The organism is Hymenobacter sp. BRD128 (genome assembly GCF_013256625.1).
GTDB lineage: Bacteria > Bacteroidota > Bacteroidia > Cytophagales > Hymenobacteraceae > Hymenobacter.
In genome coordinates, this window is the sequence record NZ_CP053908.1 from 3,765,736 (window position 1) to 3,789,652 (window position 23,917).

Annotated in this window: 27 protein-coding genes and 2 pseudogenes; 18 read left to right on the plus strand and 11 right to left on the minus strand. The window is 63.6% G+C overall.

All coding sequences use genetic code 11. The features are described 5' to 3' along the window. Position 1 precedes the first annotated feature (1 nt). Both GKZ68_RS16775 and GKZ68_RS16780 read right to left on the minus strand, forming a co-directional pair. The gene (locus tag GKZ68_RS16775) at positions 2-970 is read right to left on the minus strand and encodes a YihY/virulence factor BrkB family protein (protein ID WP_173116801.1); all 969 of its coding nucleotides are present in this window, start codon (positions 968-970) and stop codon (positions 2-4) included. Between the two features lie 115 nt (positions 971-1,085). Then, positions 1,086-1,841: a DUF3891 family protein gene (locus GKZ68_RS16780; protein WP_173116802.1), complete on the minus strand. Its 756-nt coding sequence runs from the start codon at positions 1,839-1,841 to the stop codon at positions 1,086-1,088. A gap of 129 nt (positions 1,842-1,970) precedes the next feature. On the opposite strand from GKZ68_RS16780, the pseudogene GKZ68_RS22760 reads away from it, so the two are divergent. From GKZ68_RS22760 to GKZ68_RS16790, 3 genes and pseudogenes are all read left to right on the plus strand, one after another. Then, positions 1,971-2,114, plus strand: a pseudogene (locus GKZ68_RS22760) (hypothetical protein); the annotation flags it as partial. 38 nt (positions 2,115-2,152) lie between these two features. Continuing rightward, positions 2,153-2,734 (plus strand): annotated as a pseudogene (locus GKZ68_RS16785) (DUF475 domain-containing protein); the annotation flags it as partial. A gap of 17 nt (positions 2,735-2,751) precedes the next feature. Further along, on the plus strand, positions 2,752-3,663 hold the full coding sequence (locus tag GKZ68_RS16790; protein WP_173116803.1) for an alpha/beta fold hydrolase: 912 nt from the start codon (positions 2,752-2,754) through the stop codon (positions 3,661-3,663). A 22-nt stretch (positions 3,664-3,685) separates the two neighbouring features. On the opposite strand, the gene GKZ68_RS16795 is transcribed toward GKZ68_RS16790, so the two are convergent. Further along, positions 3,686-4,678, minus strand: a complete 993-nt coding sequence (locus GKZ68_RS16795) for an NAD-dependent epimerase/dehydratase family protein (protein WP_173116805.1) — start codon at positions 4,676-4,678, stop codon at positions 3,686-3,688. Between the two features lie 124 nt (positions 4,679-4,802). Between GKZ68_RS16795 and GKZ68_RS16800 the strand changes: the two genes are divergently transcribed. The 4 genes from GKZ68_RS16800 (at position 4,803) to GKZ68_RS16815 (ending at position 8,561) form a co-directional block, all read left to right on the plus strand. Then, positions 4,803-5,897 (plus strand): patatin-like phospholipase family protein, encoded by a 1,095-nt coding sequence (locus tag GKZ68_RS16800; RefSeq protein WP_173116807.1) that lies wholly within the window; start codon positions 4,803-4,805, stop codon positions 5,895-5,897. A 62-nt stretch (positions 5,898-5,959) separates the two neighbouring features. Beyond that, positions 5,960-6,604, plus strand: coding sequence for a hypothetical protein (locus GKZ68_RS16805; protein WP_173116809.1), 645 nt, complete (start codon positions 5,960-5,962; stop codon positions 6,602-6,604). Positions 6,605-6,630: 26 nt separating this feature from the next. After that, on the plus strand, positions 6,631-7,827 hold the full coding sequence (kbl, locus tag GKZ68_RS16810) for a glycine C-acetyltransferase (RefSeq protein ID WP_173116811.1): 1,197 nt from the start codon (positions 6,631-6,633) through the stop codon (positions 7,825-7,827). 89 nt (positions 7,828-7,916) lie between these two features. Further along, a complete protein-coding gene (locus tag GKZ68_RS16815) occupies positions 7,917-8,561 on the plus strand; it encodes a response regulator transcription factor (protein ID WP_173116813.1) in 645 nt (214 codons plus the stop codon). 98 nt (positions 8,562-8,659) lie between these two features. Here GKZ68_RS16815 and GKZ68_RS16820 read toward each other — a convergent pair whose 3' ends face one another. Further along, the gene (locus GKZ68_RS16820) at positions 8,660-8,959 is read right to left on the minus strand and encodes a KGG domain-containing protein (protein WP_173116815.1); all 300 of its coding nucleotides are present in this window, start codon (positions 8,957-8,959) and stop codon (positions 8,660-8,662) included. 353 nt (positions 8,960-9,312) lie between these two features. On the opposite strand from GKZ68_RS16820, the gene GKZ68_RS16825 reads away from it, so the two are divergent. After that, positions 9,313-9,735, plus strand: a complete 423-nt coding sequence (locus GKZ68_RS16825; RefSeq protein WP_173116817.1) for a hypothetical protein — start codon at positions 9,313-9,315, stop codon at positions 9,733-9,735. Here the strand turns inward: GKZ68_RS16825 and cdaA are convergent. Together cdaA and folP are read right to left on the minus strand one after the other, a co-directional pair. After that, entirely contained in the window at positions 9,713-10,537 is an 825-nt protein-coding gene (gene cdaA / locus GKZ68_RS16830) for a diadenylate cyclase CdaA (protein ID WP_173116819.1), read from the minus strand. The genes GKZ68_RS16825 and cdaA overlap by 23 nt on opposite strands. Positions 10,538-10,606: 69 nt before the next feature. Then, positions 10,607-11,485 (minus strand): dihydropteroate synthase, encoded by an 879-nt coding sequence (gene folP, locus GKZ68_RS16835; RefSeq protein ID WP_173116821.1) that lies wholly within the window; start codon positions 11,483-11,485, stop codon positions 10,607-10,609. A 192-nt stretch (positions 11,486-11,677) separates the two neighbouring features. Here folP and GKZ68_RS16840 point away from each other — a divergent pair, with 192 nt between their 5' ends. From GKZ68_RS16840 to GKZ68_RS16860, 5 genes are all read left to right on the plus strand, one after another. After that, positions 11,678-12,235, plus strand: a complete 558-nt coding sequence (locus tag GKZ68_RS16840; protein WP_173116823.1) for a DUF1599 domain-containing protein — start codon at positions 11,678-11,680, stop codon at positions 12,233-12,235. Positions 12,236-12,272: 37 nt separating this feature from the next. Then, on the plus strand, positions 12,273-13,415 hold the full coding sequence (locus tag GKZ68_RS16845; protein ID WP_254244044.1) for a BT_3928 family protein: 1,143 nt from the start codon (positions 12,273-12,275) through the stop codon (positions 13,413-13,415). Positions 13,416-13,499: 84 nt separating this feature from the next. Continuing rightward, positions 13,500-14,561: an ABC transporter permease gene (locus GKZ68_RS16850; protein WP_173116825.1), complete on the plus strand. Its 1,062-nt coding sequence runs from the start codon at positions 13,500-13,502 to the stop codon at positions 14,559-14,561. Between the two features lie 101 nt (positions 14,562-14,662). Further along, positions 14,663-15,199 carry a shikimate kinase gene (locus GKZ68_RS16855; protein WP_173116827.1) on the plus strand — a complete coding sequence of 179 codons (537 nt, stop codon included), beginning with the start codon at positions 14,663-14,665 and terminating at the stop codon, positions 15,197-15,199. An 83-nt stretch (positions 15,200-15,282) separates the two neighbouring features. Then, entirely contained in the window at positions 15,283-15,945 is a 663-nt protein-coding gene (locus GKZ68_RS16860; RefSeq protein ID WP_173116829.1) for a sterol desaturase family protein, read from the plus strand. 97 nt (positions 15,946-16,042) lie between these two features. On the opposite strand, the gene GKZ68_RS16865 is transcribed toward GKZ68_RS16860, so the two are convergent. Continuing rightward, positions 16,043-16,255 (minus strand): hypothetical protein, encoded by a 213-nt coding sequence (locus GKZ68_RS16865; RefSeq protein ID WP_173116831.1) that lies wholly within the window; start codon positions 16,253-16,255, stop codon positions 16,043-16,045. A gap of 168 nt (positions 16,256-16,423) precedes the next feature. On the opposite strand from GKZ68_RS16865, the gene galK reads away from it, so the two are divergent. Continuing rightward, positions 16,424-17,593 (plus strand): galactokinase, encoded by a 1,170-nt coding sequence (gene galK, locus GKZ68_RS16870; protein WP_173116833.1) that lies wholly within the window; start codon positions 16,424-16,426, stop codon positions 17,591-17,593. Positions 17,594-17,662: 69 nt separating this feature from the next. Beyond that, positions 17,663-18,718, plus strand: a complete 1,056-nt coding sequence (locus GKZ68_RS16875; RefSeq protein ID WP_173116835.1) for a UDP-glucose--hexose-1-phosphate uridylyltransferase — start codon at positions 17,663-17,665, stop codon at positions 18,716-18,718. Between the two features lie 102 nt (positions 18,719-18,820). Here the strand turns inward: GKZ68_RS16875 and GKZ68_RS16880 are convergent, their stop codons facing one another. From GKZ68_RS16880 to GKZ68_RS16895, 4 genes are all read right to left on the minus strand, one after another. Further along, on the minus strand, positions 18,821-19,321 hold the full coding sequence (locus GKZ68_RS16880) for a hypothetical protein (protein WP_173116837.1): 501 nt from the start codon (positions 19,319-19,321) through the stop codon (positions 18,821-18,823). Positions 19,322-19,425: 104 nt separating this feature from the next. Beyond that, entirely contained in the window at positions 19,426-20,196 is a 771-nt protein-coding gene (locus tag GKZ68_RS16885) for a LytTR family DNA-binding domain-containing protein (RefSeq protein WP_173116839.1), read from the minus strand. Continuing rightward, positions 20,169-21,059 (minus strand): sensor histidine kinase, encoded by an 891-nt coding sequence (locus GKZ68_RS16890; RefSeq protein ID WP_254244045.1) that lies wholly within the window; start codon positions 21,057-21,059, stop codon positions 20,169-20,171. The genes GKZ68_RS16885 and GKZ68_RS16890 overlap by 28 nt, the downstream gene beginning before the upstream one ends. Beyond that, on the minus strand, positions 21,056-21,214 hold the full coding sequence (locus tag GKZ68_RS16895; RefSeq protein WP_173116841.1) for a hypothetical protein: 159 nt from the start codon (positions 21,212-21,214) through the stop codon (positions 21,056-21,058). Before GKZ68_RS16895 ends, GKZ68_RS16890 begins: the two co-directional genes overlap by 4 nt. A 321-nt stretch (positions 21,215-21,535) precedes the next feature. Here GKZ68_RS16895 and GKZ68_RS16900 point away from each other — a divergent pair, with 321 nt between their 5' ends. The 3 genes from GKZ68_RS16900 to GKZ68_RS16910 all read left to right on the plus strand — a co-directional run bounded on the left by GKZ68_RS16900 (position 21,536) and on the right by GKZ68_RS16910 (position 23,813). After that, positions 21,536-21,709, plus strand: coding sequence for a hypothetical protein (locus GKZ68_RS16900; RefSeq protein WP_173116843.1), 174 nt, complete (start codon positions 21,536-21,538; stop codon positions 21,707-21,709). A gap of 197 nt (positions 21,710-21,906) precedes the next feature. After that, the gene (locus tag GKZ68_RS16905; protein ID WP_173116845.1) at positions 21,907-22,464 is read left to right on the plus strand and encodes a hypothetical protein; all 558 of its coding nucleotides are present in this window, start codon (positions 21,907-21,909) and stop codon (positions 22,462-22,464) included. Beyond that, positions 22,389-23,813, plus strand: coding sequence for a gliding motility-associated C-terminal domain-containing protein (locus GKZ68_RS16910; protein WP_173116848.1), 1,425 nt, complete (start codon positions 22,389-22,391; stop codon positions 23,811-23,813). The genes GKZ68_RS16905 and GKZ68_RS16910 overlap by 76 nt, the downstream gene beginning before the upstream one ends. The last annotated feature ends 104 nt before the right edge of the window (positions 23,814-23,917 follow it).

The window sequence follows — 23,917 nt, forward strand, 5'->3', positions numbered from 1 at the left end:
TCTACCCGCGCCAGCTGCCGGTGCTCGGTGGGCGACCGGTAGCTTTTTCGGTGGCCGATTCGCCGGCCGGCACTTCCTTTAATTCGACGCGCACGGCGTAGGAGCGGGGCTGCACCTTCTGCCCATAGGCATCGGCAAACTCCTGGGTAAACTCGGCGCCGAAAAATAGGATGAGCGAGGAATAATAAATCCAGACCAGCAGCACAATGGCCGAGCCCGCCGCCCCAAATGCCGAGCCAGGGTCTGATTTAGATATGTAAAAGGAAATCAGATATTTACCCAGGATAAACAGCACCGCCGTGATGAAAGCCCCGATGCCCACGTCGCGCCAGCGGATAATGGCATCGGGCAAGAACCGGTATATCATCCCGAAGAGCAGCGTCGTCACCACCAGCGACAAACTCACATCGACCAGCTTGATGGCGATGAGCCCCACATCGGGCAGTAGCCGCTGCAAATAGCCGGTAAATACGCTCAGCAACGCGCTCACTACGAAGGAAGTAAGCAACAGCAAAGCCACGCTCAGGATAAGGCCGAACGAGAGCACGCGCTGCCGCAGGTACTGCCCAATGCCAATGCCCTCGGTCTTCACCTTGAGGTTCCAGATGTCGTTGATGCTGTCTTGCAGCGTCACGAAAAAGGTGGTGGCCGCAAAAATGAGCGTACCCACGCCGATGGTGGTGGCTAGCCCGCCCTTCTGCTGTAAAGTGAACTTGGCAATGCTTTCTTGCAAAAAAGCGGCTGCGTCGGCGCCCACCAGCCCCTTTATTTGGCCGTAAATCTGCCCAGTGAGCGCCTCGCCGCCATACACGGCGCTGGCCAACGTAATGACGATGAGCAGCAGCGGCGGCAGCGAGAAAATGGTGTAGTACGACAGCGCCGCCGCGTGGCGAAAGGCGTTGTTGTTGCTGAATTCGGTAGCCGTGGCTTTGACCAGCGAAAGAATGTCGGAAAACTGATAGCGCGCCATCCAGGTAGCTGTTGGGGTACCGGCTAGCGGCTAGGTAGCTGCTGCCCGGCACGAAGTACTAGCCTCCATACGGGCGGCGCAACATTTTGCCCGAAAAGTGCCCGAATAAATTCGGCTAGCCCGCGTGCAGCGTCCAGCTCCGCGTCTGGGTGGGGCAGTAGTGCAGGGCAGTGGCCAGCTCGGCATCGTCGCGAAACTGCAACTGGTGCAATATCTTGGCTTCTACACTTACTGTCAATTCTTTAGCCACAAAAGGCCAGGGGCTTACCACTAGGGGCGTGCCCGGCCCGGCCGGCTGCCGCACCAGGTGCGCCGTGCGGTGGCCGTTGCCCAGCGGGTCGGGATAAATTTCGACGGCGCGGCCCATCTCAGGCACCTCATTGCGGCACAGGATGAGCGACAGCCGGTCGCACCAGTGCAGCAGGTCGTAGGCCTGGGCCGCCTGGGCCTTGGTCAAACTCAACTCCTTGAGCCAGCGCTCCTGGCGCGCGCGCAGCTCGTCGAGAAAGCTGGTAATTTCGGCACTGCTGCCGCGTAGCGACTCGTACAGGGTGCTCAGGTGCATGCTCGTGAGCAGGCTGCGCCAGCGCCCCTGAAAGCGCGCCGCGTGCAACACCTTCGTAGCCTGCTCGATAGAAAAAGCCTGCTGCGTGAAATTGGCCGGGGCGCCGGCCGGCGTGAGGCCGTGGTGGCCGCCGCGCCCGTGCCAGGCATCCTGCTCATCGTCATGCTGCGCGGTGGCCGCCAGCAGGCCCACCCAGCGGTCGGGGGCCAGAAAAGGCGGCCAGTGCCAAGCCAGCTGCGTTGCTAACAAAGCGTGGGCTTGTTGGTAGATTATCTGCCAGCCGGTGGGAATGGGGTTGACTATCATGCGTAGATGCCGGGATTTTGTCGCAGTTTTGGGGCCGTTTACGCTAAAAAGAGGAAGCTGGACCACAAAATTGGTATTGGTTGCGCAATAGCGATTCTTTCCTTCCTCTAAATTTTGCGCGCTTGTTTTATGTACGTCCAGTTGCAGGATATTCTTGACCACCCACTGCCTTCGCTGGCCGTGGTGGGAAATTTGATAATCATCGAGAGCCTGCTTTCGGTGGATAATGCCGCCGTGCTCGCCACGCTGGTGGGCGACCTGCCCGCCGCCCAGCGCAAGCAGGCACTGCGCTACGGCATTTTTGGGGCCTACTTGTTTCGGGGGTTGTGCCTGGTATTTGCCTCCTACTTGGTAGGCTTTTGGTTTCTGAAGCCGCTGGGGGCCTTTACTTACTTTATCTGTGCTTCAATTACTTCCGCACTACTAAGACCGAGGAAGACGAGTCACCCGATAAGCAGAAGAGCTGGCTCTACCGCAGCACCATCGGGCTGCTCGGCCCCTTCTGGGCCACCGTGGCAGTGATTGAGCTGATGGATGTGGCTTTTTCCATTGACAACGTGTTTGCGGTGGTGGCGTTTAGCAACAATCTCATCCTCATTATAGTGGGCGTATTCATCGGCATCCTGGCCATGCGGCTGGTGGCGCAGGCCTTTGTGGGGCTGATGGGCAAATACCCCTTTCTCGAAACCTCGGCTTTTGTGGTCATCGGTGTGCTGGGGCTCAAGCTGCTGCTGTCGCTGCTCGAACACTTCGCGCCGGGCCACCCGGTCAGCGACTTTCTCGACAGCGACCTCGCCGATGCGGGCCTCACGGTGCTCACGATTGCTACGTTTGGAGTACCGCTGCTCACCTCGCGGCTGCTGGGCTGGCCACGGCGGCTGGGCAGCCAGTAGCCTAGCCCCTTGTTCCCATGCCCGACCCTAGCGGCAGTACTCCCGACATGCTTGGCCGGCCCGTGCCCCTCACCGTGCGCCTGCCCGACGGCCGCCGCCTGGGCCTCACGCGCTACGGCGACCCTAGCCACCCGGTGGCGGTGTTTCACCACGGCTTCGGCTCCAGCAGCCTCGAGCTGCCGCCCGCCCCGGTGCTGCTGGCTAGCCTGGGCTTGCAGGTATTGGCGCTCGACCGGCCCGGCGTGGGCCAGAGCGACGTGTACCGCCGCCACACGTTTGCCACGTTTGCCGCCGAAACCGTGGCGGTGCTCGACGCGCTGGGCATCGCCGGGCCGGTGGGCGTGCTGGGCTGGTCGGTGGGCGGCGTGCACGCGCAGGCGCTGGCCGCGCTCTACCCGGCGCGCGTGGCGGCGGTGCACCTGCTGAGCACCTGCCTGCCGCTGGGCGAGCCGGCCTGCTACCAGCACCTCTCCCCCACCTGGAAATTTCTGCGCTGGGGCCAGCTCGGCTTTCCGTGGCTGAACCGCACTACCTTCTTGTGGCTGAGCCGGCAGTGGGCGCGCCACCCCGACCGCACCATCGCCGGGTTTATCTGCCTCCTGCGCCCCGCCGAGCGCCGGGTGACGCAGGAGTTTCGGGCGCTGCTGCGCGATGCGGCTAGGCAGGGCTTTGCCCACGCCGGCCGGGGCGTCTACGACGATGCCCAGGCGTGGTGCCGGCCGCCGGGCTTTCGCATCGAAGCCATTCGGGCGCCCACCACGCTCTGGCACGGCGCGGCCGATGGCGTGTGGGCGCCCAGCAATATTCCGTACTTGGCTAGCCGCATTGTGGGCGCCCGGCTGCACCTGCTGCCCGGCCAGGGCCACATGCTGTATCTCGAAAACTGGGCAGAAATTCTGACCCAGCTCCGGGCCGAAATGCCGGCGTGATGACTTGGATTAGCCGATGTCGCTAGGCCTCTACCGGCTCGCGCAGGTGGGCCAGCATGTCGTGGGTCATCCTGGCCAGGTCGTAGCCGGGCACCCAGCCCCAGTCCTGGCGGGCGGCGGTGTCGTCGATGCTAGCCGGCCACGAGTCGGCAATGGCCTGGCGGCCATCGGGCTTGTAGGTGACGTGGAAGCCCGGCATTTCCTGCCGGATGCTGGCCGTGATTTCCTGGGGCGAGAAGCTCATGGCGCCCAGGTTGTAGCTGGTGCGTACCTTGATGCTTTCGGCCGGGGCGTGCATGAGGTCGAGCGTGGCCTTTAGGGCGTCGGGCATGTACATCATGGGCAGGTAGGTATCGGGCTTGAGGAAGCACTCGAAGTCCTCGCCGGCCACGGCCTTGTGGTAGATGTCCACGGCGTAGTCGGTGGTGCCGCCGCCGGGCAGGCTCTTATAGCCAATGAGGCCGGGGTAGCGCAGGCTGCGCACGTCGAGGCCGTGGTGGCGGTGGTACCACTCGCACCACTGCTCGCCGGCCAGCTTGCTGATGCCGTACACCGTGTTGGGGTTCATTACCGTGACCTGCGGGGTGCGCGCGCGGGGCGTGTCGGGGCCAAACACGGCAATGGAGCTGGGCCAGTACACCTGCGGCACCCGGTACTGCACGGCCAGGTTCAGCACGTTCAGCAGGCCATCCATATTAAGCTTCCAGGCAAACATCGGGTCTTTCTCAGCGGTGGCGGAGAGCAAGGCCGCGAGGTGATATATCTGCACCGGCCGATACTGCTGCACTAGGGCTTCAAGGCGCGGCTTGTCTAGCACGTCGAGCAGCTCGAATGGGCCGCCGGCTAGGGCCGCTGGGTCTTTAGGCGGGCGCACATCGGCGGCCACCACTGCTTCGGGCGCGTAGCGTTGGCGCAGGGCAGCGGTCAGCTCCAGACCAAGCTGGCCGCAGGCGCCAATAACGAGGACGGTTCCGGGTGTTCGGGGGGTGGCAGTATCGCCGGGCGTGGTTTCCATGAAATACAAAAACGGGTGAGGGAGGGGGTGGGATAGCGCGTGCCGCAAAGATACGGCCAGGGCCAGGGCTGGGGTTTGAGGCCGCGTGCAACGCGGACTATCGCCCCGTGTATCTTTCCGGTCTATGACCAGGTGTCTACTCTTTATCCTCACGCTTTTGACCTCTCTTGGCAACTCTCAGCCTGGCTTTGCACAGGCCCCGCCTTCGCCCTACCGCAACCTCATTATGAAGGGCGGCGGCATCCGGGGCATTGCCTACGGCGGGGCATTGCAGGAGCTGGAAAGCCGGGGCGTGCTGGCCCGCATCGAGCGGGTGGGCGGCACTTCGGCGGGCGCTATTCAGGCGGCGCTGCTGGCGGTGGGCTACTCGGCCCAGGAGATTATCAACGTGGTGAACGCCACGCCCGTGCAGCGCCTCAACGACGGTCGGTTCATCTTCCTCGGCGGCACGCACCGGCTGGTGAAGCAGTACGGCTGGTACCGGGGCGACGAGTTTGCGCGCTACCTCAGCGAGCTGGTGGCCCGCAAAACCCAGCGGCCCGGCCTCACCCTAGGCGAGCTGCACGCTCTGGCCCTGGCGCAGCCCGGCCACTTCCGCGACCTCTACACTACCGGCACCAACCTCACCACCCAGCGCACGCAGGTGTTCAGCTACGAAACCAACCCCACCATGCGCGTGGCCGACGCCGTGCGCATCAGCATGAGCATTCCGCTCTATTTCCGGGCCGTGCTGCTCGATGCCCAGAACAACGTCATCACCGGCCAGCCGGCGCCCGGCCAATCGGTGCAGGTGCTCGTCGATGGCGGCCTGCTGGCTAATTATCCCATCGACCTCTTTGACTACCCGCGCTACCTGCCGGCTAGCCTCGCCGCCACCGCCCGGCCCGATGCGCGCGGCCACGTCTACAACCCCGAAACGCTGGGCCTGCGCCTCGACCGCGCCGAGCAGATTGCCTGCGACACCGCCGCCACCGGCCGCCAGCAGCTCGCCCCCTACGCCGTTACCGACTTCAATTCCTACGTGGGCGCCCTCTACACCGTGGCCCTCGAAAACCTCAATCCCATGCAGGCGGCCGACTGGCAGCGCACCATCAGCATCAATTTCCTGGGGTTCGGCCCGAAGATTAAGCGGATTTCCGCTGCGCAAAAGCAGCAGCTCATGGCCAGTGGCCGGGCCGGCGTGCAGGCGTTTTTTGCCGCGCGCGGCAAGCTCCGGTAGCCGGCGGTAATCCTAGAAGCGGTGAGACGATACTTAAGCTGGCGCTTATAAGGCCAGGTTTTATGAGTGAGAATACCGTTGCGATAATTGGGCTGCTACTGTTTATAGTAGGCCTGCCGCTGGCCCTTAGTGCGCACGAGCACTTTCAGGCTAAAAAGCTGGCTCGGCCCGTTGTGCGGTTTGCCTACGATGGCTGGCGGGTGCCAAGCCTGCTCTGGACGCTGTTCCAGACCACTTTTGGCTTAAGTCTGGTAATAGGAGCCGGAGCCACGCTTGTAACGCTGCAAGCGCCGCTTCTCGCCTTTTTGTTGGCTACGCTCATCCTTCGCGTTGCCTGGTGGCAATTTCCCGCCGTGCGCTTATTCTTGACGTATTGGTGGCACGATGGCCGCGCCGTTCTTGTTTTTGACAAGGCACAAAGGATGGCATTTTATGACAACCGGGTATTTCACCTCAAATTTGCGCTGGCAGACGTAGTACAGCTTACTTTTTATCATTCGCTTCAAAACCGCGCTGCTAGTGACGATTACAGCTACACGGTGTTGACCTTTATGGACAGCACCGAACTAGTCGTCTCCAGCCTGCTATGCGATTATGCAAGCCTGGGCACGCTAGTACGCGGTGTGAAAACAACCGCTATGCAACAGAAGTATGCCTGGCTACCTACCGATTTTTACTCCCGACGTCTATTCGGTTCTTTTCTCTAACCGACTACTCCCCTCCCCTACCACCCATGTACGGCACCCTGCAGGCTGACCTTCAGCACCAACTTCAAGAAATTAAAGACGCGGGCCTCTATAAGAAAGAGCGCGTGATAACCTCGCCCCAGGGCGCCGAAATCGACACCCAGGAGGCGGGCGAGGTACTCAACTTCTGCGCCAATAACTACCTGGGCCTCAGCTCGCACCCTGAGGTGGTGAAGGCAGCTAAAGAAACCATCGACTCGCACGGCTACGGCCTGTCGTCGGTGCGCTTCATCTGCGGCACCCAGGATATTCACAAGGCGCTCGAAGCCAAGCTAGCCGAGTTTCTGGGCACCGAGGATACCATTCTCTACGCGGCGGCTTTCGACGCCAACGGCGGCGTGTTTGAGCCGCTGTTTGACGAGCGCGATGCCATTATCAGCGACGCCCTCAACCACGCCAGCATCATCGACGGCGTGCGCCTATGCAAGGCCAAGCGCTACCGCTACACCCACAACGACATGGCCGACCTGGAAAAGCAGCTCCAGGACGCCGTGGCCGCCGGCATGCGCCACCGCATCATCGTCACCGATGGCTCGTTTTCGATGGACGGCACCATTGCGCAATTAGATAAAATCTGCGACCTGGCCGACCAGTACGACGCGCTGGTGATGATAGACGAGTGCCACTCGATGGGCTTTTTGGGCAGAACCGGCCGCGGCACCCACGAGTACCGCAACGTGATGGGCCGCGTCGACATCATTACCGGCACGCTGGGCAAGGCGCTGGGCGGTGCGATGGGCGGCTTCACGAGCGGCCGCAAGGAGATTATCGAAATCCTGCGCCAGCGCTCGCGGCCGTATCTGTTCTCGAATACCCTGGCGCCGGCCATTGTGGGGGCCAGCCTGCGCGTGCTGGAGCTGCTGACCGAAAGCACTACCCTGCGCGACCAGCTCGAAGAAAATACCAAGTACTTCCGCGCGCAAATGACGGCCGCCGGCTTCGACATCACGCCCGGCGAGCACCCCATCGTGCCCGTCATGCTCTACGATGCCAAGCTGGCCCAGAACTTTGCGGCCCGCATGCTCGACGAAGGTATCTACGTGGTGGGCTTTTACTACCCCGTAGTGCCACAGGGCAAGGCCCGCATCCGGGTGCAGCTGAGCGCGGCCCACACCCGCCCGCAGCTCGAAAAGGCCGTGGCGGCCTTCACCAAAGTAGGCAAGGAGCTAGGCGTGCTGAAGTAAGCGCGGCGCCGGAACTTCGGAAAACCAGGAGGTTAGCTATTCCCTGCCGGTTTACCGTAGAATAGGCTTCACTCTACTTCTTCACCGCTATGAGCCGAATTTTTTTAGTCGACGACCACACCATCGTCCGCGATGGCCTGCGGGCACTGCTCACCCATGAGCCCAACATTACGATAGTGGGCGAGGCCAGCAACGGACAGGAACTGCTCGACCGCCTGCCCACCACGCCGGCCGACGTGGTGCTGCTCGACGCCAACATGCCGGTACTCGACGGGCTAGCCACCACCCTGCGCCTGCGCGCCGAGTATCCGCAGGTGCGCGTGCTCATCCTGAGCATGCTGGCCCACGAGCGCTACATCGGCCAGCTCTTCGATGCCGGGGCCTCGGGCTACGTGCTTAAGAGCGCCGAGAAAGACGAGATTCTGGTGGCCATTCAGATGGTTATTTCGGGGCGGCAGTTTTTGTGCAGCGACCTGGGCCTGAATATGCTGCGCAAGGTACTGGCCAAAGACGACGAGCCCGACGAAACTACCAAGGCCAGCCGCCTCTCGCGCCGCGAGAGCGAGGTGCTTCAGCTGCTAGCCGAAGGTCTTACTACCAATGAGATAGCCGAAAAGCTGTTTACCAGCAAGCGCACCATCGAAACCCATCGCCAGAACATTCTGGAAAAAACCCAGACCAAAAACACGGCCGCGCTCATTCGCCTGGCCGTGACGCAGGGCCTGCTTGACTAGCCCCGCCTTAGCTGACTAGGCAGCACTAAGCCCGGCTCCTTCATAGCAGTGCAGAGAGAAGCCGGGCTTGGTGCTGCGTGGGCTAGCAGGCGGGGCAGCTACTTGGCCGCTTTCGCGCTGGCTTTGGTTTCAGCGGGTCGGCTAGGCCCCCGGCGGCTGGTGAGGCCGCCTTTGCGGCCGGCGGCGCGGGCTTCTTCGGCCGTCCACTTGTGGCCTTGGCCGCTGGCGTGCGAGGCTTTGCCGCCTTCGCTGGCAATGCGACGCTGCTCGGCGGGGTCCATGCTGGCAAAGCCCCGGCGGCTGGTGCGGCTGCCATCGCCGATGCGGGCGGCCGGGCGGGTTTTGAATGGTAGGGGCGGCGCAGTGGCCAGGGGCTGGGAGCTCAGGGTCGGTTTCATAGTAGAACAGGGAGAAGTAAAATGAAAAGGATAAAGGGAGTAAACCTGCTAGGCACTTGCAACAACTAAATAGCCCACTAAGTCTGGCTTTATTACTAATAAATGCCTAATTCACAACATAATTACCGAGTAATACGGAGCACCTCTGCGGGTTTTCCCCGGTAATGCGCGCGAAATCCCGCAACTCTTAAAAAAATACGTAGCTGAGCTATATAGTTGTTGCAATAGCTGGCGGCGCTGAACGTTATCCAAGGTAGAAAACAGGTATAAATACGTAGCGGAAATCCGCCTCGTATCCTAGTAACCAACTGATTTACACCTGTACATTTGCGGCATCGCTCTCTTTCCTCGCTATGAATGACGCCTTCTTCCTCCTTATCCTCCCCACGCGTACCCTTACCATTCACCTGGGTACCTACCGCCAATGCGCGGGCTTGAGCCTGCGCGGCAGCTGCACCAGCGCGGCCGATGCCGCGCACCTGCTGCAAACCGTGCAACAGCTGCTGGAGCGCCACCCCACCCAGGCCTGGGTAGACAGCCAGCTGCTGCACGAGCTCAGCCAGCTGGGCCAGCAGGCCATCCTGCGTGCCACCGCCGCCAGCCAGCGAGCTGGCACGCAGCTCTATTGGTGCGGGATGTCGGCTGCCCTGCGTCGCGAGCTGCACGCCAGCGGCCTCGCCGGGCAGCTCACGCTTCAACCCGCTGCCAGCTACGGGGGGCCTAGCTTTCTGCTACCCGCGCAGCTGGTTTCTTCTACCCGGCAGCCGCAGGCTTAGGCCGCGTGGGCGCGACCAGCAGCCACTCCTGCAAGCGGGTTTTGAGCTCGGCGGCGGCCAGGCCCCGGTGAATTTCGCCGTGGCGCACCAGGCTCATCTGGCCGGTTTCTTCGCTCACTACCAGCACCACCGCGTCGCTGGCTTCGGTGAGGCCCAGCGCGGCGCGGTGGCGCAGGCCCAGCGCGGCGGGCACCTCGGGGTTTTGGCTCACGGGCAAGATGCAGCGGGCGGCCACCAGGCGGCCCTGGGCCACTATCACGGCGCCGTCGTGCAGGGGCGAGGTCTTGTTGAAGATGGCCAGCAGCAGGCGCTTGCTGGGCTCGGCGTCGAGGCGGTCGCCCGACTCGGCGTAGGAGCTGAGGTCGGAGGTGAGCGTGAAGCAGATGAGCGCGCCGGTTTCCTTGCCGGCCAGGCTCTTAGCCGCTTCTACGAAAGCCGCCACGCTGGGCGCGCCGCTGGCCGGCCGGCTGGGCCGCCGCCACCACCCTAGCGGGCCGCCGCCCTCCATCGCCACCTTGCCCACATTGAGCAAAAACCGCCGGATTTCCTGCTGAAACAGAATGATGCTCGCCAGCACGCCCACGCTCATAAACTGCCCCAGAATGGCCGAGAGCAGCCCCAGCCCCAGCGCATTCACCACCAGATACACCAGGTACAAGCTCAGCAGGCCGAGTGCAACGTTGAGGGCCACCGAGCCGCGCAGCAGCTTGTAGAGCTGATACAGCAACCAAGTCACGAGCAGCACGTCGGCCACGTCGGCTAGCCCGAGGTGCAGGAAGTAAAAGGGAAAAGGGAGCGGCAAGGAGCAGGCGGTTGGTACAACAAAGAACGGTCTTTGCGCCGCCGTGGGCAAGGTGAGCCATTTTTTACTTCATCTGGCGCCCACCAAGGCAATGGTCTGCCGGGCTTCGGCTACGTCGTGCACGCGCAGCAGGCGCGCCCCGCCCTGCAGGGCCAGCACGTGCAGGGCGGTGGTGCCGTTGAGGGCCGTTTCGGGGCCTAGCCCTAGGGGCTTGTACACCATAGCCTTGCGCGAGAGGCCCGCCAGCAGGCCGTGGCCGAGCGGGGCCAGCTCGGGCAGGCGGCGCAGCAGCTCGTGGTTATGGGTGGGCGTTTTGGCAAAGCCAAAGCCGGGGTCGAGCAGCACGTCGGGCAGGGCTAGCCCGCCGTTGGCCTGGCGCAGGGCATCTAGCTGGTCGCGGAAGAACCGCAAGAGCGTGAGCACGATATCTTCGTCGTAGTGGGCCAGCGCGCGCATGGTTTGGGGCGTGCCCTTGAGGTGCATGAGGCAGTAGGGCACGCGCAGGCTAGCCACGGTGGCCAGCATCTCGGCGTCGAGGGTGCCGCCGCCAATGTCGTTGATGAGGTCGGCGCCGGCGGCCACGGCCTCGGCAGCCACGCTGGCCCGGAAGGTATCGGCCGAGATAAAGGCCTCCGGAAACTCGCGGCGCAGGGCGGCCAGGGCGGGCACCAGGCGGCTTTTTTCTTCGGCGGGGCTGATGTCGTCGGCGCCGGGGCGCGAGCTGTAGCCGCCCACGTCGAGGGCGGCAGCGCCGGCGGCCAGCATGGCTTCGGCGCGGTGCAGCAGGGCCGCCTCGTCGGCCGGGCCTAGCCGCGAGCCGGGATAAAACGAATCGGGCGTGACGTTGAGAATGCCCATCACCTGGGGCTGGCGCAGGTCGAGCAGCCGGCCGTGGGGGCTGCGCAATACATTGGTGAAGGGTTGATTTTGTGGATTTTGCAGGGGCATGAGGGCGGGGTGGGTGGGCGGGGTAGCGAGCGCGGTGGGTTAAATATCCGGCGCTGCGGGCGAACTTGCCGGGCCGTCTGGCCTGGCCGCCATTTCCCGGCGCGGGCGTCATTTCCCGCAGCGGGCGCAGCGGTTTACGCAGCGGTGCGCAGAGCGCGGCTGCTTTCTGGTCTTCCTTACTGATTTTCTCCGTTGCAAACCCCCGACCACTACGACTTGATTTTGAGCCGCTGCCGCGAGCTGTTTCTGGCCAAAACCCACGACTACGGCACGGCCTGGCGCATTTTGCGCCTGCCCTCCGTTACGGACCAGCTTTTTATCAAGGCCAGCCGCATCCGCACTATTCAGGAGACGGGCACGCAAAAAATTGCCGATGGCGTGGACGAGGAGTTTGTGGCTATCATCAACTACTGCCTCATCGCGCTCATGCAGCTGCGCCTGCCCCCTAGTGCGCCCCTCGACCTGCCCACCGCCGAGGTAGCCGCTGCCTACGACCGCGAAAACGCCCAGAACCGCGAGCTGCTGCTGGCCAAAAACCACGACTACGGCGAGGCCTGGCGCCAGATGCGCGTGAGCAGCATCACCGACCTCATTCTGATGAAGTTGCACCGCATCAAGCAGCTCGAAGATATTGGCGGGGCGGCCCTGGTGAGCGAAAGTGTGGAGGGCGGCTACCGCGACATGTTGAACTACGCCGTGTTTGCCCTCATTTTGCGCGAAGAAGCGGCCAGCCCCGCGCCGCGCCCGTAAGGGGCTAGCCGGCCCCCACGACCTTTGCCTTACAACTATGCCGATTTCTCTTCCCCAACCCATGCGCCAGGTTACCCGCTTATGCTGGGCGCTGCTGGGCATCCTGTTTATTTTTTCGGGCCTCGTTAAGCTCAACGACCCGGTGGGCACGGCCTACAAGCTGGAAGAATATTTCGAAGTATTTTCGGGCGATGTGCCGGCGCTGAGCTGGCTCTTCGACCCGCTGCACAATGCCAGCCGCTTTCTGAGCGTGGCCCTGAGCTCGCTCGAAGTTATCCTGGGCGTGGCGCTGCTGCTGCGCTGGTACCTGCGCCAAACGCTCTTGGCGCTGCTGGCGCTGCTCGTGTTTTTCGCGTTTCTCACCTTCTACTCGGCGGCCTTTAACAAGGTGACGGACTGCGGCTGCTTCGGCGACTTCATCAAGCTTAAGCCCTGGACGTCGTTCGTGAAAGACCTGTTTTTGCTCGGGCTCTGGCTGGTGGTGTTCTTCAACCAGAAGCACCTGCGGCACTCGTTTTTGCGCGGCACGGCGGCCCTCATGGCCATGACGTTTGCCAGCGCCCTGGCCATTGGCATCGGGGTGCGGGCGCTGGGGCACTTGCCGTATTTCGACTTTCTGCCCTACAAGGTGGGCAACAGCATTCCGCAGCTCATGAAGCCGGCCGAGGCGCCGCGCTACCGCTACACCTTCGAGCGCGGTGGCAAGACGCTGGAGGCCGAGCAGTTTCCGACCGACTCGACCTGGCAATACAAGTCGATGACGGTGCTCAACCCGCTGCAATCGACGCCCGCCATCACCGATTTCGTCATCACCGACCCCGAGGGCAACGACATTACCAAGCAGGTGCTCACCGGCAACAAGCTGATTCTCATTGTACAGAATACCAATAAGGCCGACCGCGAGCGCTTCCCCGAGTTCAACAAGCTGTTTGAGGAGGCCAGCAAATCGCGCAAGCACATCGACGTACTCACCATCACGAGCACGGCGGCCGGCAAGTTCGACTCCTTCCGCCACGACGTGAACTTGGCCACGCCCTACGCCTTCGCCGACGCCACGGTGCTCAAGTCCGTCATTCGGGCCAATCCCGGCCTGCTGGTGCTGCACAACGGCACCGTGGTGGCCAAGTACCACTACCACGACATTCCGGCCCTGTATCAGGTCGAGAAGGCGTTGCAATAGGGGCGTAGGCGCGGACTTTGTAGTCCGCGCCCGCGCCGTTCGTCCACCGTTCAGGTCCGGACTACAAAGTCCGCACTACTTCTCATGCTTTCCTTTCTTCTGCGCCGCCTGGGTCAGGGCCTGCTCGTGCTGGTGGGCGTGGCCTGCGCGGTTTTCTTCCTGTTTAATGTGCTGCCCGGCGACCCGGCGGCGCTGCTGGCCGGCCAGCGCACCGACCTGGCCACCAAGGCCGCCATCAACGCCGACCTGGGCCTCGACCAGCCGCTGCCCACCCGCCTGCTCGGGTATCTTAACGATGCCTCGCCGCTCGGGGTGCACCGGCGCGACTCGGCCGGGGTGGCCCGCTACGGCGGCGTGGCTTTGCTGCCGCTAGGCCAGCAGCGCGCGCTGGTGCTGAAGTGGCCGTATTTGCGCCGCTCATTTCAGAGCAACCAGGACGTGCTCAGCCTCTTGCTCGACCGCTTTCCGGGCACGCTGTGGCTAGCCCTGGCGGCCATGCTGCTGGCGGCCGTGGGGGGCATTGCGCTAGGGGTAGTGGCGGCGCTGAAGCCGCAGTCGTGGCTCGACCGCGCGCTGGTAACTACCTCGGTGCTGGGCATTTCGGTACCCTCGTTTGTGGCGGCTATTCTTATCGCCGTCAGCTTCGGCTTTTACTGGAGCCACTGGACGGGCCTGAGCCTGACCGGCCAGCTCTACGAAACCAACCCCTTCACCGCCCAGCGCCACCTGGTGCTGCGCAACCTGCTGCTGCCCGCCGTGGCGCTCGGGGTGCGCCCGCTGGCCGTCATTATGCAGCTCACGCGCTCCAGCATGCTCGATGTGCTGAGCCAAGACTACATCCGCACGGCGCGGGCCAAGGGCCTGAGCCCCCGCCGCACGGTGTGGCGCCACGCCCTGCGCAACGCCCTCAACCCGGTAGTTACGGCCGTGTCGGGCTGGCTAGCCTCGCTCATGGCGGGCGCGTTTTTCATCGAATATATTTTCAACTGGAAAGGCCTGGGCACTACCACGCTGCGCGCCGTCGAGAACCTCGATTTTCCGGTGGTAATGGGCGCCACGCTCTTCGTAGCGGCTATTTTCGTGCTGGTCAACATCGCCGTCGATATGCTGTATGCTCTGCTCGACCCACGCGTCAGAATCAATTAACAGGTAGCACTTATCAGTTATCAGTCGTTCTATTTGTTTTCCTGGGCCACCGGTATGCCTGTCAACTGATAAGTGCTACCTGGTAATTGCTACCTGAAAAGATGAATCATCTCTACCTCATCGGCCTGCCGGCTTCGGGCAAAACCACGCTGGGCCGCCAACTGGCCGCCTACTACGGCCGGGGGTTTCTGGACCTCGACCACCGCATTGTGGCCGACGCGGGCCAGACGATACCCGAGATTTTTGCCAGGGAGGGCGAAGATGGCTTTCGGCGGCGCGAGGCAGTGGCGCTGGCGGCCGTGGCTAGCCAGGGCCTGCCGCTGGTGGTGGCCACCGGCGGCGGCACGCCCTGCTTTTTCGACAACCTGGCGGTGCTGCACGCCTCGGGCTTTGTGCTGTGGCTCGATGTGGGCCTGCCCGAGCTGAAGCGCCGCCTGGTGCGCCGCAACCAGGCCGCCACCCGGCCGCTGCTAGCCGCCACGGCCACCGCCACCACGCCCCAGCAAGCCCTGGCCGAATGGCTGGCCCGAACCCTGGAGGCCCGGGCGGGGTTCTATGCCCAGGCGCGGCTGCGCCACCCCGGCGGCAAGGTGGCCGAGGTGGCCGCCGCCCTCGAAGCGGCTGGCTTTCAGCCCTAGCCCCCGGCCTTGGCAGAACCAGACGGGGCGTAACTTTGTAGATAAGCTGTTTTACCAGCTAGCAATCACGTTTTAGGTTTCGTATGGCTACCCTTCCCGATACTCCCGTTGCGCCGGCGCCCCAGCCGGTGCGGCCCAAGCACAAAGGCTCGGCGCAGCTCTTCAAAAACCCGGTGCTGGAGCGGCTCTCGCACACGCACATTGCGCTACCGGTCAGCATCTTTATCGCCACCGCCCTGGTGAGCTTATACTATGGCATCACCAAGGGCTTCGTGTCGGGGCTGTCGGGGCTCGGGCTCTTTTTGGGCGGGCTGCTGCTGTTCACGTTCGTAGAATATTTAGTGCACCGCTACGTGTACCACATTCCGGCCACCACGCCGGGGCGGGCCAAGTTTCAGTACACCATGCACGGTGTGCACCACGAGTACCCCAAAGACGAAACCCGGCTGGCCATGCCGCCCATTCTGACGGTGTTTGTGGCGTCGCTGCTGTTTTTCATCTTTCGGTTTGTGTTTGGCACCTGGGCGTTCGGTATTTTGTCGGGTTTCACGTTTGGCTACGCCATGTATCTGTTTGTGCACTATGCCATTCACATGTACGCGCCGCCGAAGAACTTCCTGAAAGTGTGGTGGACGCACCACGCCCAGCACCACTACCGCCAGGACGAGGTGGCCTTTGGGGTGAGCAGCACCCTCTGGGACCACATCATCGGCACCATGCCCACCAAGCGCAGCGAGCAAGCCTAGCGGGCGCTACAAGCACAAAAAGGCGCGGCCCCGGATTGGGAGCCGCGCCTTTTTTGTAGCCATGCCGGCCGCCGGCCCAGCAAGCCGGTGCCGGCCGTTAGGCTGAAGTGCCACCCGTGGTACCGCCATCGCTGCCACTGCCGCCGCTCATCTTGCTCACCAGCCACCACACGATGGCCACGACCAGAAACACGGCAATGGCGCCCACCCAGATGCCGCCCTTGAAAATATCGCCGATAGCGGCGCAGCCCGTGAGCGTCGAAGCCAGCACGGCGAATAGCATGAGCAGAGAGAGTCGCGAAGTAGTCATGAGAATAATCAGAAAATGAAGTAGATATGAACCCCTGCTACTTAGCAGATTCATGGCTTGGCTTACTGCAATACCCATAAAAAGGTTGAGCTAATCGATGCGCCCCCCTTGTTTGACGATTTTCCCGACTGCGTATGCCAGGAATATGCGCCACTTTTGCGTCCACTTATGACCGCTCCTGCCCTTACCTCCGCCTTTGAGCAGCGCTTTGGCGCCGCCCCCGACTTGCTGCTGCGCGCCCCCGGCCGCATCAACCTCATCGGGGAGCATACCGACTACAACGACGGCCTGGTGCTGCCGGCCGCTATCGACAAGGAAATCCGCTTTGCGCTGCGCCTCAATGGCACCGACCGCATCCGGCTGGCGGCCCTCGACTTCGACGCCACCTACGAGGTAGCCGTGGCCGATATGGCGCCCCTGCCCGGCGGCCACTGGGCCAACTACCAGCTAGGGGTAGTGGCCGGCCTGCTGAAGCGCGGCGCCGTGGTGCCGGGCTTCGACTGCGCCTTCGGGGGCGATATTCCGAGCGGGGCGGGCTTGTCGTCGTCGGCCGCCGCCGAGTGCGGCGTGGCCTGGGGCCTCAATAACTTGCTGGGCCTCAAGCTCGACACCATGACGCTGGCCCACATCTCGCAGATGGCCGAGCACGAGTACGCCAAGGTAATGTGCGGACTCATGGACCAGTTTGCCAGCCTCTTCGGCCGCGCCGGCCACGTGGTAGAACTCGACTGCCGCTCGCTGGAGTACAAGTATTTTCCGTTCGATACCAGCGCCTGCCGCCTGGTGCTCTGCAACTCGGGCGTGAAGCACGCGCTCGGCGACTCGGAGTACAACACCCGCCGCCAGGAGTGCGCTAGGGGGGTCGAGATTCTGCAAAAGCACAACCCGGCCATTAAGAGCCTGCGCGACGCGACCCTAGCCGACATCGACGCCGCCAAGGCCGAGCTGGGCGAGGTAGTAGAAAAGCGCTGCCGCTACGTGGTAGAGGAAAACCTACGCGTACAGGCCCTCACCGCCCGCCTCGCGGAGGGCAAGCCCCTAGCCGAAGTAGGCGCGCTGCTCTACGCCAGCCACGCCGGCCTGCGCGACCTCTACCAGGTGAGCTGCGCCGAGCTCGACGTACTCGAGACCCTGGCCCACACCGCCCCCGGCTGCTACGGCGCCCGCATGATGGGCGGAGGATTTGGCGGCTGCACCCTCAACCTGGTGGCCACCGACCAGGTGAAGGAATTTCTGACGTACATGAAGCAGGGCTACCACGACCAGCTCGGCCTGAAGCTGGACACTTACGTAACAACGCTGGCCGACGGCGTGGGCGAGCTGCTAAACGCGGAGTAAGGCTAGCCCGCTACTGCGCTGCAGCTGGCGCGGGGCGGTGTTTGTTCATTCTTTTTAATTCCCTACCCCATGTTCGATTTCACCGAGCAGCCCCACCGCCGCTTCAACCCGCTCCTCGACGAGTGGGTCCTCGTGTCGCCGCACCGCGCCAAGCGCCCCTGGCAGGGCCAGCAGGAAAAGCCACAGCCCGACGAGCGCCCCGCCTACGACCCTACGTGCTACCTGTGCCCCGGCAACAAGCGCACCAGCGGGGAGGTGAATCCGAAATACGAGCACCAGTTTGTGTTCGACAACGACTTTGCGGCCCTGCTGCCCGAGGGCGAAACCGGCACCTACGAGGAAGGCGGCCTGCTGCGCGCCGAGGCCGAAACAGGCCACTGCCGCGTTATCTGCTTCTCGCCGCGCCACGACCTGACGCTGCCCGAAATGCCGGTGTCGGAGATTCGCCGGGTAGTGGATGTGTGGGCCGACGAGTTTCGCACGCTCGGGGCTGACCCGAACATCAACTACGTGCAAATATTTGAAAACAAGGGCTTTGTGATGGGCTGCTCGAACCCGCACCCGCACGGCCAAATCTGGAGCGAGCGCACCGTGCCCGACCTGCCCGCCAAGGAAGCCCGCGCCCAGAAAGCGTATTTCGAGAAAAATGGCCGCACCCTGCTGAGCGACTACTTGGTCATTGAGGAGAAAACCAAGACCCGCTTTGTGGTTGAGAATGAGACCTGGGTGGTGCTGGTGCCCTTCTGGGCAGTGTGGCCCTTCGAGACGCTGGTGCTGCCGCGCCGCGCCGTGCAAGACCTCACCCAGCTCAACGACGCCGAGCGCGATGGCCTAGCCGACATCCTGAGCCAGCTCACTATCAAGTACGATAACCTGTTCGAAATCAGCTTCCCGTACTCGGCCGGCTTCCACCAGCGCCCCACCGATGGCCAGGAATACCCCGAATGGCACCTGCACATGCACTTTTTGCCGCCGCTGCTGCGCTCGGCCACGGTGAAGAAATTCATGGTCGGCTACGAGCTGCTGGCCAATGCCCAGCGCGACATCACTGCCGAGCAGGCTGCCGAGCGCCTGCGCGCGCTGCCCGCAGTGCACTACAAAGCTGCTCAGGCCAAACCTGCTTAACAGATTGACTTATAATGCTGACAAGCCCCCGGCTACTAGGTAGCCGGGGGCTTTTGCGACATTCGATGCTTCCCCGCGAGTGCTGGCACACGAGTAGGTTTGCTACCCAAAGGGCAGCGCGGGCCGCCAATTAATCACGGCTTTCACTATCACATCGCCTTCAATCTCGAAGTAGCTGATGGTGGGCGGCGCGCCGTAGAGCAGGGCTAGCCCGCCACCTTCGGCCAGCACCTGCGTAGGCTCGCCGAAGCTGAGCACCAGGTGCTGAAGCTGCATACCCGGCCCAATATCCTGGATGGCCACCCGCCGGCCCAGCGCCTCCCCAAACATCAGCTTGAGCGTGAGCACCCACAGGCTCACATCGGCGCTGGCCAGCAGGCGCTCACGCTCGGCCGCGAGGCCGTGTAGGTAGCCGGCTAGCTCGGCTTCGCGCTGCTGGCGGCGGGCCTGCAGGTCGGCAGCTAGGGCGGCCAGCTGCTCGGGGCCCAGGCCATTGAGGTCTACAAACTGGCCCTCTACCTCTAGCCAGTTGGGGGCCGGGGCCGCCACCGGCGCGGCCGGAGCCGCCGCAAAACGCGCAAACAGCTTTTTAAACAGATTCATACCACAGAGCTAGGCCAGCGAATACCCGAAGCTAGGGCTGGCGCGGCCATTTAGACGCGGTAGGATACATTTAGACTGCGGCCCGCCTCTTTTTAGTTACCAGGCTACTTCCACCGGGCAAAAAACGCGTCCACCGCCTCGCGGTAGCCGTCGCTCACGGGCAGCGTTTCGGCCTTCACTTGCAGGGTGCCGCGACCCACGGCGGCCACGTGGTCGAGGCCCACAATGTAGCTGCGGTGGATGCGCATGAAGCGGCCGGCGGGCAGCTTTTCCTCCATGCTGCGCAGGCTGGTGAGCGAGAGCAGCGGGCGGGGCTGGCTAGCCAGGTGCACCTTCACGTAGTCCTTCAGGCCTTCCACGTAGAGGATATCGGCCAGCATGACGCGCACGAGCTGATACTCTACCTTGAGGTAGATGTGGTCCTCCGCGGGCGGCGGGGCGGGGCTAGCGGGCACGGCCGCCGCGGGCGCTACCGGTAGTTTCGCCTCGAAGAAGGCCCGGGCCTTGAGCGCGGCCCGCAGAAACTCTTCGTAGTTAAAGGGTTTCAGCAAGTAATCAAGCGCATCGACCCGAAAGCCTTCCAGCGCGTACTGGTTGAAGGCCGTGGTGAAGATGACGCGCTGGCCGCCGCCCTGCAGCACCCTAGCCAGCTCCAGGCCGCTGAGGTCGGGCATCTTGATATCCAGGAACAACAGCTTGACCTCGGGCTGCTCGTGCAGGGCGCGCAGGGCAGCCACGGCGCTGGCGTAGCGCCCCACGAGCTTCAACAACGGGGTTTGCTCGATGAACGAGCACACCAGGCCCAGGGCCAGCGGCTCGTCATCGACGGCGATGCAGGGGATGGCGGCTACGGCCGCAGGTGCAGGCTGAGACATACTTCGTACTCGTGTTGGGGGGTGGGGGCGGTGACGCGCAGCTGGTAGTGGCCGGGATAGAGCAAGTCGAGGCGGCGCTGCGTGTTGGCCAGCCCGATGCCGCCGGGCTCGTCGGCCTCGGGCTGGTGGTTGGCAAACAAGGTGTTGCGCACGCACATCTCGACCTGCTGCGGGCCGGGCTGGCGCAGCACGATGGTGATGCGGCTCGGGGCGCTGGCACTGATGCCGTGCTTAAAGGCATTCTCGACGTAGGGCTGAAACAGCATGGGCGCGAGGTAGGGGTCGGGCCCGCTAGGGTCGGCGGGCGTGTCAAACACAACCTCTACCTGGTCGGTGAGGCGCAGGTGCATCAGCTCGATGTAGTCGCGCAAGAAGCTGATTTCCTGGCTCAAGCGAGTGTGGCCGGCGGGTGTTTCGTAGAGCACGTAGCGCATCATGCGCGAGAGGCGGTGCAGGGCGGCGCGGGCCCGCTCGCCATCTATCAGCGTGAGGGCGTAGATGTTATTGAGCGTATTGAAGAAAAAATGCGGGTTGATTTGGGCCTTCAGCAAGCTCAGCTCGGTGGCTACCTGGCGGCGCTCCAGCTCCAGGCGGCTTTCAGCGTCGCGCTGGGCTTTTTGCACGGCCGAGAGGCTAGCCGACAAGCCCAGCACCATGAGCGTGAGCAGCAGCACGCCGGTATCGAAGAGCGGCGAGCCTTCTTCCTCAGCGGGGCCAGGGGCAAAGTGCGGGCGCGGCGCCGACCACGGGTTGGGCGGGTCCAGCACGGCCTCGCGGCCCCGGGCCACCAGCTCGGGCACGTGCAGGCGGGTTTCGGCCTGCTGATGCAACGCCAGGATGGCTAGCCCGGCCACGGCGTTCACGGCCAGTAGGCGGGCAGGCGGCGGCCGTAGAGCAGGCGCGGCGCGGCCCAGTTGAGGTTCAGATAAAACAAGCCCACCAGCAGGCCAAACACCAGCGCCTGCGTGAGCCAGAACTCGGGGGCTTGGGGCCGGGGTAGTCGGGCTGCTGCGCCCACAGCAGCACCACCACCAGCCCCCACACCAGGGCGTGCAGCAGCAGCGTAGAAGCCGGGCGAAGGAGGCGAAGGGGCACGGAGAATCGAGGTGTTGGAAACTACTGCAAACTACGGCGGGCGCGGGCGGGCGGCCCACGCGCAATCGGCGGGCTAGCCTACTCCATCGGCCGGCCCCGGCGGGCCACCGCTAGCCCCGCCCGGCCGACCCTAGCCCACCAACCGCCGACGCCAAACCGCCAATCGGCGATTGACGCCTTTAGCCGCCGGCTTTCGCTGGCAATTTTGAGTACTTCGTTTTCACCCTTTTACCCCCATTTTCCTATGCGGACTCCGTTTATCTACCTGTGCTTCGGGCTGCTGATTGCCAGCAGCGGCAGCGGCTTCACCGCCTGCAGCAAGCAAGACTGCGCCAAGCCTAGCGCGAGCAAATCGGGCACTTGCACCAAAGACTCGACCAAGACGAAAACCACTACGACCACGACGGGGGCTAGCTAGGCCGGGCAGCTTGTAGCTGAAGCCCAACAGAACGTTATGCTGAGCTTGCCGGAGCCTCTTGCCCGTGCCGCCAGGGTGCTACCCCACGATGCGAGCAAGATGCTTCGCAAGCTCAGTATGACAATTGTTTTTTATTGCTGGTTAACTAGTTAGGCTATTGAAAAACGCTTACTTATCCTTTACTCCATGCCTTTTCTATGCCGCTCGGCTACCTTACCACCTGGCGCCGCTGGCTGCTGCTGGCTAGCCTGCTCTTCACCTCTCAGCTAGCCTGGGCCACGCACATTGTGGGCGGCGAGCTCGACTTGCAGCACCAGACGGGCAGCACCTACACGCTTACGCTGACGCTGTATTTCGACGCCATCAATGGCAACGCGGCGGCGCTCGACCAGTCCATCGTGGCCGGGGTTTTTGATAAGGTCACCAACGGGCAGTTGCAGAGCGTGACGCTGCCGCTCATCAGCAACACCTTCGTGAGCTACACCAACCCGGCCTGCGCCGTGGGCTCGCTCAGCACGCGCAAGCTGCTGTATGTGAAGGATATTACCCTCGACGCGGCTACCTACACCAGCCCTAGCGGCTACTACGTGGCCGTGGAGCGCTGCTGCCGCAACCTGGCCATCAGCAACATCGTGAACCCCGGCGGGCGGCCCAAACCTTCTACCTGGAGTTTCCGGCCGTGGTGCGCAACGGCGCCTCGTTTATCGACTCGACGCCGCGCATCTTCCCGGCCCTGGGCGATTATGCCTGCCTGAACAACCTGTTTTACTACGACTTCGGCGGCCAGGACCCCGACGGCGACTCGCTGGCCTACGACATGGTGACGCCGCTCAACGGCCACTCCACGGCCGCCAACCCCGCCCCGCTGCCCACCGCTGCTCCCTACTCTACCGTGACCTGGACTACCGGCCTGGGCACCACTAACCAGATACCCGGCACGCCGCCCCTGGCCATCGATGCGCACACCGGGCGCCTCACGGTGCGGCCTAGCCGGCTGGGCTTGTTCGTGTTTGGGGTGCGCTGCTCGGAATACCGCAAGGGCGTGAAAATCGGCGAAACGCGGCGCGACTTCCAGCTCTACGTGCTCAACTGCCCCAGCAACAACCCGCCCGTGGTGACGGTGCAGGCCAACGGCCGCCTCTACCGCGCCGGCCGCGACACGGTGCGCATCGCGCCCACTGGCCCGCGCTGCCTCACGCTGCGCTACACCGACCCCGACCCCAATTCGGTGCTCACGCTCACGGCCGCGCCCGTCAATTTTACCGACCCGGCCACGGCCCCGAGCTTCACCACCACCGCCAGCGGCACGGTGCGCGCCAGCGGCCAGCCCGATACGCTCACCGCCACGCTCTGCTTCCCGCAGTGCGCAGACACGAAGGGTAAAGTGTACTATGTCAACGTGATGGTAGCCGACAACGGTTGCGCCCTGCCCAAGCGCGACACCGTGCGGGTGGCCTTTCTGGCCACACCGCCCCCTAGCACGGTGCCGGTGCTCACCACCAGTTTTCCGCCCGAAGTGCCCGGCATTATCACCGAGGTGCGCGTAGCGCTCAACCAGCCCTACACCGCCACCCTACTCGGCACCGACACCGCGCCCAACCCGCTAGCCCTCACGGCGGCCGGCGAAGGCTTCGACCTGCCCAGCGTGGGCATGAGCTTCGCGGCCCAGAACGGCACTGGCCGCGCCACCGCCAATTTTGCCTGGACGCCCACCTGCGCCACCGCCACGGCTAGCCCCAATGGCCTGCTGGTGCACTTCACCCTCACCCAAAGCGGCACCATCTGCACCCCGCACATCCTCACGCGCACCATTCGTTTCGTGGTGAAGCGACCGGCCGACTCGCTGGCCTTCCGACCGCCCAATATCATCACCCCCAACGGCGACGGGCTGAACGACGTGTTCACGCTGCCCGACCTGCCGCCCGATTTCTGCGACGCGCAGTTTGCCAGCGTGCAAATCTTCTCGCGCTGGGGCCGGCTCATGTATCAGTCGCCCGACCGCGGCTTCCGCTGGAGCGGTGCGGCGGCGGCCGGCATGTATTTTTACCTCATCACTTACACCGACGGCCGCAAGTACAAAGGCTGGCTGGAAGTGGTGCCGTAAGCACTGCGCCGCCTGTCATTGCAAGCGCGGCAATCGCACCCGCACGATACCCGCGCCGGTCGTTCCGCTAGGGCCGTCCTAGTGCGATTGCTTCGCAGGCCCGC

Coding starts and splice junctions, on each gene's coding strand:
- GKZ68_RS16775 (WP_173116801.1), bottom strand. CDS start 970: ATGGCGCGCTATCAGTTTTCCGACATTCTTTCGCTGGTCAAAGCCACG.
- GKZ68_RS16780 (WP_173116802.1), bottom strand. CDS start 1,841: ATGATAGTCAACCCCATTCCCACCGGCTGGCAGATAATCTACCAACAA.
- GKZ68_RS16790 (WP_173116803.1), top strand. CDS start 2,752: ATGCCCGACCCTAGCGGCAGTACTCCCGACATGCTTGGCCGGCCCGTG.
- GKZ68_RS16795 (WP_173116805.1), bottom strand. CDS start 4,678: ATGGAAACCACGCCCGGCGATACTGCCACCCCCCGAACACCCGGAACC.
- GKZ68_RS16800 (WP_173116807.1), top strand. CDS start 4,803: ATGACCAGGTGTCTACTCTTTATCCTCACGCTTTTGACCTCTCTTGGC.
- GKZ68_RS16805 (WP_173116809.1), top strand. CDS start 5,960: ATGAGTGAGAATACCGTTGCGATAATTGGGCTGCTACTGTTTATAGTA.
- kbl (WP_173116811.1), top strand. CDS start 6,631: ATGTACGGCACCCTGCAGGCTGACCTTCAGCACCAACTTCAAGAAATT.
- GKZ68_RS16815 (WP_173116813.1), top strand. CDS start 7,917: ATGAGCCGAATTTTTTTAGTCGACGACCACACCATCGTCCGCGATGGC.
- GKZ68_RS16820 (WP_173116815.1), bottom strand. CDS start 8,959: ATGAAACCGACCCTGAGCTCCCAGCCCCTGGCCACTGCGCCGCCCCTA.
- GKZ68_RS16825 (WP_173116817.1), top strand. CDS start 9,313: ATGAATGACGCCTTCTTCCTCCTTATCCTCCCCACGCGTACCCTTACC.
- folP (WP_173116821.1), bottom strand. CDS start 11,485: ATGCCCCTGCAAAATCCACAAAATCAACCCTTCACCAATGTATTGCGC.
- GKZ68_RS16845 (WP_254244044.1), top strand. CDS start 12,273: ATGCCGATTTCTCTTCCCCAACCCATGCGCCAGGTTACCCGCTTATGC.
- GKZ68_RS16850 (WP_173116825.1), top strand. CDS start 13,500: ATGCTTTCCTTTCTTCTGCGCCGCCTGGGTCAGGGCCTGCTCGTGCTG.
- GKZ68_RS16855 (WP_173116827.1), top strand. CDS start 14,663: ATGAATCATCTCTACCTCATCGGCCTGCCGGCTTCGGGCAAAACCACG.
- GKZ68_RS16860 (WP_173116829.1), top strand. CDS start 15,283: ATGGCTACCCTTCCCGATACTCCCGTTGCGCCGGCGCCCCAGCCGGTG.
- GKZ68_RS16865 (WP_173116831.1), bottom strand. CDS start 16,255: ATGACTACTTCGCGACTCTCTCTGCTCATGCTATTCGCCGTGCTGGCT.
- galK (WP_173116833.1), top strand. CDS start 16,424: ATGACCGCTCCTGCCCTTACCTCCGCCTTTGAGCAGCGCTTTGGCGCC.
- GKZ68_RS16875 (WP_173116835.1), top strand. CDS start 17,663: ATGTTCGATTTCACCGAGCAGCCCCACCGCCGCTTCAACCCGCTCCTC.
- GKZ68_RS16880 (WP_173116837.1), bottom strand. CDS start 19,321: ATGAATCTGTTTAAAAAGCTGTTTGCGCGTTTTGCGGCGGCTCCGGCC.
- GKZ68_RS16885 (WP_173116839.1), bottom strand. CDS start 20,196: ATGTCTCAGCCTGCACCTGCGGCCGTAGCCGCCATCCCCTGCATCGCC.
- GKZ68_RS16900 (WP_173116843.1), top strand. CDS start 21,536: ATGCGGACTCCGTTTATCTACCTGTGCTTCGGGCTGCTGATTGCCAGC.
- GKZ68_RS16905 (WP_173116845.1), top strand. CDS start 21,907: ATGCCGCTCGGCTACCTTACCACCTGGCGCCGCTGGCTGCTGCTGGCT.